The following is a 4555-nucleotide window of genomic DNA, read 5'->3' as shown; positions in this document are numbered from 1 at the left end:
ACTGGATTAGAAAACAAACCCTGGTCAATGCTGAACGCTACATAACAGAAGAACTCAAAGAGTATGAAAACAAAATTCTGGGAGCCGAAGAAAAAATACTGGCACTTGAGCAGGAGTACTTTTCAAAACTAGTGAACTGGATAGGTAACTATATCACACAAGTGCAACAAAACGCAGCGCTTATAGGGCGTTTAGATTGCTTGTGCTCCTTTGCACAACACGCCGCCGAAAATAACTACACACGCCCACTGCTGGATGATACCTTTGAAATTGATATTAAAGACGGGCGGCACCCGGTAATTGAAAAACAACTGTCACCCGATGAACCCTTTATTCCCAATGATGTCTTTTTGGATAGAGATGAACAACAAATCATTATGATTACCGGGCCCAATATGAGTGGGAAGTCTGCCATTTTAAGACAAACGGCATTGATTGTTCTGTTAGCACAGATTGGGAGCTTTGTACCCGCAAGAGCTGTTAGAATGGGGTGTGTAGATCGCATTTTCACTCGTGTAGGGGCCAGTGACAATATCTCTATGGGAGAATCTACCTTTATGGTTGAAATGAATGAGACAGCAAGTATTCTAAACAATATTTCAGAACGAAGTTTGGTGTTGCTTGACGAGATTGGAAGAGGTACCAGTACCTATGATGGTATATCCATTGCCTGGGCCATCAGCGAGTTTTTACACCAACACCCCGGAAGACCCAAAACCTTGTTTGCGACCCACTATCATGAACTGAATGAAATGGCAGAAACCTTTGACCGAATAAAAAATTACAACGTTTCGGTAAAGGAATTGAAAGACAATGTGCTTTTTTTACGGAAATTAAGCCCCGGAGGTTCAGCACACAGTTTTGGAATTCACGTGGCCAAAATGGCAGGAATGCCTAAACAAGTATTGCAACGCGCCAATAAAATGCTAGTCAAACTTGAGAAGTCCCATTCATCTGATGAATTAGCAGATAAAATCAAACAAGTGGGCAATGAAGAATTGCAACTCAGTTTTTTCAATCTTGATGACCCCCTCCTGGAAGAAATAAGAGATGAAATCATTGATTTAGACATAGATACTCTTACTCCTGTAGAGGCATTAATGAAGCTGAATGAAATAAAACGCATGTTGGTTAGAAAAGATAAAATGCGTTTAAAAAAATAAACAATAGTTTAATTTACTTTTTTTTGAAAAACCTTTGGTATTGCTAAAAAAGTTTTAAATTTGCATCCGCTTGTAAAAGCTAAAAAATACAAAGTTCTGATAAAAATATTGACGAGATACCCGCTTATGCGAGTATTGAAATTGCGAAAATAGCTCAGTTGGTAGAGCGCCACCTTGCCAAGGTGGAGGTCGCGGGTTCGAATCCCGTTTTTCGCTCGATAAGCCAATCCGCTTTCAGGCGGATTTTTTTACTACGCTCGGGTGGTGGAATTGGTAGACACGCTGGACTTAAAATCCAGTGGGCAGTAATGCCCGTATGGGTTCAAGTCCCATCCCGAGTACTTAAAAAGCCTTGCAACAAGTTGTTGCAAGGCTTTTTTTATTGGGCTTTATTTATTTTTAAATTACTAGTTGAAATTTGAATAATAACTAAATCTCGTCACTAAACATTTTCTTGATTTCTTCGTCAGCTTCTTCATCTAGTGTAGAGCTTGGTTTTCTTTTGCTTAAACGATGAGAGATAAAGGCTAAAAAGAAAATAATGGGCAAAATAAAAGGTAAGGCATCCCAAAAATCATACTCATCCATATACATCACCTTATAGCTGATTACGCCCGAAAGTTGAAAAAGGAACATCGTAAAGGGAACTAAAATAGCATAGCGCCACCATTTATTCGAGGTTAAAAACCATAAACCGGTTAAAATCACAAAAGTAATTTTAGTAAATAAAGCGTGCATGTAATTTTGTACATTGCTAAAAGCACCGGCTTCAAAGGTGCCTAAAAATGTATCCCAACTTGTTTGGTCGGCAGGGGCATACTTATACATATAAAATAAAAAGGGCGTAGAAATCAATATTATTGAGATTACGCCGCCCTTTATAAGTTGGTTTTTCCTATCCGTTTGGCGGTATTTCATATTTCGCTTTGTCTAGGTTCTGTTCGTCTGATTCAATAGATTCCGGGGTGCAACTCGCAACTAAAGCAAGCATGCCTAAAATAAACATTAATTTTTTCATGAGTGTAATTTTTAAGTTAGAATTTGATACCAATAAACGATAAAAAATGCATTTAAACGATATTGTATATCAAAAATTATCAACATCTTATCAACAATGTTAAAATTAGACATAAAAAAAACTCCCAAAAGGGAGTTTCGTTTTTAAAAAAAAGACGCTTCTAATTATTGAGCAGCATCTTTCATTGATTCTTTAGCATCTGAAGCAGCTTTTTCTACCTCTTCACTTGCATCGTCGATTGCATTTTCTGCAGAGTCTGCAGCTTCATCCATAGCATCTCCCGCTTCTTCAGCAGCTTCTTCTATTGCTTCTTCGGTGTCTTCTGCAGCTTCTTCTACAGATTCAATGGCATCGTTCATAGAGTCTTCAGCTTTCTTTTCAGTGTCTCTGCAAGAAGTAAACGCAAAAGTAAATACCAGAACAAAAATACTTAGAAATATTTTTTTCATTGTTTAAAGTTTTAATGGTTATTAATTGACAAAGTTATTATAATTTTTGAAAATTTTAACATGTATCATAAAGAATTTTAAACTAAATATATTCCATACAAAGTTGGATATAATCCAATATATTTTGTAAATTTAAATTTTATTAAATTCTATGAACACAAAACTACCTATTGAAGCACATCGTTTTAAGCAAGTCAGGGAAGAGTTGCGTTATACCCAGCAACAATTTGCCAAGTTACTTTTTATACCGTCAACCACGGCAGATATAGAAAGGGGAAAAACAAAAATATCAGGACAAGTTGTGATGGGCCTGATAAAGCTTTTTCAAATAAATCCGCTATGGTTGTACGGTGAATCAAATGAAAAGTATCTACAAGCCAAAAACCCTTCAATTCTGCCAAAAGTTATTTCACTGAATTCGCAGGACAATGAAAATATATTAATGGTAAATGAAAAAGCGGCTGCCGGTTATCCACATAATTTACAGGATCCGCAGTGGTATGAACGCTTGCCTGCTTTTGATTTGCCCCTGCCGCAATATAGAAACGCTACATACAGAGGTTTTCAAGTAGAAGGAGATAGTATGCTGCCGGCTATAAAACCCGGCGATTGGGTGATTGGAAAAGCAATTTCCTCTTTAGAAGAAATTATGAATGAGCGTGTTTATGTAGTAGTTCTAAATGACTCAGTCTTGGTGAAAAAAATTCAACATCACCCTCAAAAAAGAAAAGTAAAGCTGATTTCATTCAACGAAGGTTATTTACCTGTTGATATTAGTTATTCTGATATTCAGGAATTGTGGCTGGTGAACAGTAAATTAACTTTTGGAATCGAAGAACCCGAAGAAAGCAGTTTGCTTAAAGAACTCAAAGATTCTATGAGTGAACTGAAAAGCCAGTTAAAAAAAATAAACTAATGCATGATAATATGCATTAGTTTATAGTTTCATTAATTGTCATCGCCAATTTTGTCTATGGCTTTGTCAATTTCTTCGTTGACTTCTTCATCAACCTTTTCGGCCGCTCTTTCTACAGCCCCTTTTCGCTCTTCAGTTTGAACTTCAACTTCTTTAACAACTTCTTTGGTTTCGGTCTTTGTTTCTCTGCAGGAAACAAAAACAATACTTGTAGTGAAAACCAATACGAGCATACATACAATTTTTTTCATAGGAACGTTGATTTAATGGTTATGCTTTACAAGGTATTACTAAAATATTAAACTTGAAAGCTTTCATAGAAATTAGTCTTCTATACTGAAATGTGTTGAAGGATAATTTTAGTTGCACCGGTATTGTTTTGTACATAATGACCGTTAATCATTCCTGTTTTTTCCCTAAAGCTTTTGTTGGTTGCCAGTCTATTGAGAACTTCATCAAACTCTTCTTTGGTTGCAACCGAAAATAATCCGGCCCTGCTTTGCAAGGCTTTGGCCTCAGGAAATTTCTCATAATTTTTTCCTATCATCAAGGGAATGCCAAAAGTGGCTGCTTCCAGTATATTATGTAAGCCTGTAGTGCCCATTCCGCCTCCTACATAAGCAATGTCAGCATAACTATACGCTTTTTTTAAAAGACCGATGGTGTCTAAAATAAAAACCTTGAAGTTGCTTACGTCCTTTTCCTTGATTTGTGAATACTGAACACATGCTAGGGATAGACGGTTTTGAAAAGCACTGATCTGATCTTGCTTGATGTTATGCGGAGCAATGATAAACTTGAGGTTGTCGGGCAATTGATTGATGTAATCAACCATAATGTCTTCATCTTCCGGCCAGGTACTTCCCGCAACAATACATAAAGAATTGCCTTTAAACCGGCTTAAAAATTCAAGGGTGTTGTCTTCTTCAATTTGTTTGGATACCCGGTCATAACGGGTGTCTCCACTCACCACAACTTGGTTTATTGAAATCGATTCCAACAAGAGTTT

5 protein-coding genes, 2 tRNA genes and 1 pseudogene are annotated in these 4555 nt (G+C 36.8%); 4 read left to right on the top strand and 4 right to left on the bottom strand.

Translation table 11 applies throughout. From position 1 onward, the window contains the following. The 3 genes from mutS to AACY61_RS09145 all read left to right on the top strand — a co-directional run. Window positions 1–1163, top strand: a 1163-nt coding sequence (gene mutS / locus AACY61_RS09155; RefSeq protein WP_339611272.1) for a DNA mismatch repair protein MutS, incomplete at its 5' end; no start/stop codon positions are given. Between the two features lie 143 nt (window positions 1164–1306). Further along, window positions 1307–1379: transfer RNA gene (locus AACY61_RS09150), tRNA-Gly, on the top strand. A gap of 39 nt (window positions 1380–1418) precedes the next feature. Beyond that, window positions 1419–1504: transfer RNA gene (locus tag AACY61_RS09145), tRNA-Leu, on the top strand. Window positions 1505–1592: 88 nt separating this feature from the next. Here AACY61_RS09145 and AACY61_RS09140 read toward each other — a convergent pair. Together AACY61_RS09140 and AACY61_RS09135 are read right to left on the bottom strand one after the other, a co-directional pair. Further along, a complete protein-coding gene (locus tag AACY61_RS09140) occupies window positions 1593–2081 on the bottom strand; it encodes a hypothetical protein (RefSeq protein ID WP_339611271.1) in 489 nt (162 codons plus the stop codon). A gap of 264 nt (window positions 2082–2345) precedes the next feature. Then, window positions 2346–2630: a hypothetical protein gene (locus AACY61_RS09135; RefSeq protein WP_339611270.1), complete on the bottom strand. Its 285-nt coding sequence runs from the start codon at window positions 2628–2630 to the stop codon at window positions 2346–2348. A 151-nt stretch (window positions 2631–2781) separates the two neighbouring features. Between AACY61_RS09135 and AACY61_RS09130 the strand changes: the two genes are divergently transcribed. Beyond that, entirely contained in the window at window positions 2782–3546 is a 765-nt protein-coding gene (locus tag AACY61_RS09130) for a S24 family peptidase (protein ID WP_339611269.1), read from the top strand. Window positions 3547–3578: 32 nt separating this feature from the next. On the opposite strand, the gene AACY61_RS09125 is transcribed toward AACY61_RS09130, so the two are convergent. Together AACY61_RS09125 and AACY61_RS09120 are read right to left on the bottom strand one after the other, a co-directional pair. Then, window positions 3579–3797 carry a hypothetical protein gene (locus tag AACY61_RS09125; protein WP_339611268.1) on the bottom strand — a complete coding sequence of 73 codons (219 nt, stop codon included), beginning with the start codon at window positions 3795–3797 and terminating at the stop codon, window positions 3579–3581. Window positions 3798–3877: 80 nt separating this feature from the next. Next, window positions 3878–4555, bottom strand: a pseudogene (locus tag AACY61_RS09120) (3-deoxy-D-manno-octulosonic acid transferase); the annotation flags it as partial.

Source organism: uncultured Planktosalinus sp., assembly GCF_963973675.1.
Lineage (GTDB): Bacteria > Bacteroidota > Bacteroidia > Flavobacteriales > Flavobacteriaceae > Planktosalinus.
Note: the sequence above shows the minus strand (reverse complement) of the source record. Positions and strands in the feature narration are given on the sequence as shown.

Bases quoted from the DNA above. Each gene is read 5' to 3' on its own strand.
- AACY61_RS09140 (WP_339611271.1), bottom strand. From the start codon at position 2,081: ATGAAATACCGCCAAACGGATAGGAAAAACCAACTTATAAAGGGCGGC.
- AACY61_RS09135 (WP_339611270.1), bottom strand. From the start codon at position 2,630: ATGAAAAAAATATTTCTAAGTATTTTTGTTCTGGTATTTACTTTTGCG.
- AACY61_RS09130 (WP_339611269.1), top strand. From the start codon at position 2,782: ATGAACACAAAACTACCTATTGAAGCACATCGTTTTAAGCAAGTCAGG.
- AACY61_RS09125 (WP_339611268.1), bottom strand. From the start codon at position 3,797: ATGAAAAAAATTGTATGTATGCTCGTATTGGTTTTCACTACAAGTATT.